Origin of the sequence: Mesorhizobium sp. M4A.F.Ca.ET.020.02.1.1 (assembly GCF_004022645.1) — a bacterium.
Classification (GTDB): Bacteria; Pseudomonadota; Alphaproteobacteria; order Rhizobiales; family Rhizobiaceae; genus Mesorhizobium.
In genome coordinates this window covers 1-2,409 of record NZ_RZOI01000843.1, presented here as the reverse complement: position 1 = coordinate 2,409, position 2,409 = coordinate 1, and the positions used below count along the sequence as shown (strand labels likewise).

Annotated in this window: 4 protein-coding genes; all 4 read right to left on the bottom strand. The window is 63.7% G+C overall.

What is annotated here, in order from left to right; translation table 11 throughout:
* Positions 1–490 (bottom strand): nucleotidyltransferase family protein (locus EN742_RS32005; RefSeq protein WP_148670406.1); only part of this gene is annotated, 490 nt, incomplete at its 3' end.
* A gap of 124 nt (positions 491–614) precedes the next feature.
* Positions 615–1,601: a dihydroxyacetone kinase subunit DhaK gene (dhaK, locus tag EN742_RS32000; RefSeq protein WP_127405325.1), complete on the bottom strand. Its 987-nt coding sequence runs from the start codon at positions 1,599–1,601 to the stop codon at positions 615–617.
* Between the two features lie 82 nt (positions 1,602–1,683).
* Entirely contained in the window at positions 1,684–2,106 is a 423-nt protein-coding gene (locus EN742_RS31995) for a hypothetical protein (RefSeq protein ID WP_126056836.1), read from the bottom strand.
* Positions 2,107–2,120: 14 nt separating this feature from the next.
* A partial coding sequence (locus EN742_RS31990) for a putative PEP-binding protein (RefSeq protein ID WP_348632875.1) occupies positions 2,121–2,409 on the bottom strand: 289 nt, incomplete at its 5' end.

The window sequence follows — 2,409 nt, the reverse complement described above, 5'->3', positions numbered from 1 at the left end:
CCTGCAGGTCGTGCGAATGGGCTTCGCCGCTGCAGAGCTCGAAGCCGGAGGCGGCGATCACCCGGTTGGCCTCGTTGATGCTGGCTGGCTCGACCAGGATGTCGATGTCGGTGAAGGGCCGGTCCGAGACATGTTTGTAGAGCTTGCGCGCGAACACCGGCCCCTTGACGATCCGAGCCGGAATGGCCTTCGCCGCAAGCGCCTTCATGATGCGCTCGCCATGATATTGCAGCAGCATGGACTGGCCGGTGACCAGCGTCGATGCCTCGCGCAGTTCGGCCAATCTCGCTTGCAGGTCAGCATCCTGGGGCAGATGCGCATCGCCTGTTTCCCGCAGTTTGCGCAGCATGATCGGCAGCACGCCGTGGAACTCGGCATTGTCGAGCAGCGCCAACAGGCTTCTTGCCGTGGAAGCTACGGCCAGCTCTGCCTCGGGGTCAGCATAGGTGAGCAGCAGTCTCTCGTCGGCGGGCGCAAGTGGTGGCAGCATCAACCCGGTCGGTGTTTGCGCATTGGAAAACAATGTTGCGACAAGGTTGCAGAAAAGCGCCTGGGAAGCCAGCGCAGCAACAGCTTCGACTGGGATTTGATCTGGCGAGGGCAGAAACCCAGCGTTAAAGTCCCCAGCGTAGCGCCGCCGTGTGCACCGGCGCGTCCCACAATGCCGTCATCTCGTCGTTGAGCAAGGTCAGCGTGATCGAGCAGCCGGCCATGTCGAGCGATGTCACGTAGGAGCCGACCAGCGAGCGGGTCACCGTCACGCCGCTCTTCCCGAAGATTTTGCGGGCGCTGTTGTACATCAGATAGAGCTCCATCGACGGCGTGCCGCCGAAGCCGTTGACGAAAAGCAGCGCCGGCCCTTTTGCCCGCTCGCCGAGGTCGCCGGCGATGGCTGTGCAAACCTCCTCGGCGATGGCATCGGCACTCTTCAGCGTGTCGCGCCGCCTTCCGGGCTCGCCATGGATGCCGACACCGAACTCCATCTCGCCGTCACCCATTTCGAAGGTGGGCCTGCCCGCCGCCGGCACCGTGCAACTGGTCAGCGCCACGCCCATCGAGCGCGTCGCGCCGTTGACGCGTTCGCCGAGCGCCTTGAGCTCGTTCAGCGCCATGCCTTGCTCGGCCGCCGCGCCGACCATCTTCTCCACCACCAGCGTGCCGGCGACGCCGCGCCGGCCGGTGGTGTAGGACGAGTTCTCGACCGCGACGTCGTCATTGGTCACCACCTGCATGACGCCCTCCGACATTTCTGCAGCCATGTCGAAATTCATCACGTCGCCTTCGTAGTTCTTGACGATGAACAGGCAGCCGGCGCCGGTGTCGACGGCCTGCACGGCGGCAATCATCTGGTCGGGTGTCGGCGAGGTGAACACCTGGCCGGGGCAGGCGGCGTCCAGCATGCCGTGCCCGACCAGCCCGCCATGCAGCGGCTCGTGGCCGGAGCCGCCGCCCGAGATCAGCGCCACCTTGCCGGGCTTCAGCACCTTGCGGCGGACGAATTTGTGGTCATCGCCCAGCATAAGGATATCCGAATGGGCGGCGACGAAGCCGTCAAGGCTCTCGGTCAGCACCGTGTCTACTGCGTTGATGAATTTCTTCATGGCTGTCCTCCCGGAACAGTCTCGAATTTGTACGCAATTCCGAACGGAAAACCGCGGCACACTTTTCCTGGAATTGCTCAGTTTAGCCGCTGCCCTTGCCGGCGATGCTGGTGATCTTCTGGATGAATTCGTTGATCGCCCGGTCGAGTGCCGCATTCTGCTTGTCGTCGCCGAAATCCGGCACGATGAGCGAGACATGGCGTGTCTTGCGCGGCCCGGAAGCCGCCGACATCTTGCCGGGATGCGCCTGATGATAGGCGGCGAGGAACTGGTCGCGCTCGGCCGGGCTGAAATGACACACGGAAAAGATAGCCGGCAAATGTTTTGAGGGGATCGGGATCGAATAGGCCGGGCTGGAGATCTGTGTGACGAAGCTGCGATGCTTGCCGAGCGCATCGGCGAGCCGCTGTCGCATACCGGACGGCCGCTGGTCGATAACCAGCGACAGGATCGTCTTGTAGGCGCGGATCGCCTCTTCGGAGTTCGCTTCGGGTAGCTTCTCCATCTTCGCCACGCCGCCTAGACCGGGACTTCAGCGATGGCCGCCTTGGCCATGGCGAGTTGTGCTGGGGCGACCGAAAGGTCGCGCAGGCCTGCCTCGATCAGTGCCGGAATGGCGGCCGGATCGCCGCCCGCATCGCCGCACAGGCTCACCGGAATCCCCTTCTCCCGTCCGAAGCGCACCACCGCTTCTAACAACCTAAGAACCGCCGGATGCCGAACCGAGTTGAGGTAGGCGACGGCGGCATTGTCTCGGGCCGCCGCCATCACATATTGCGTCAGGTCGTTGGAGCCGATCGAGAAGAAG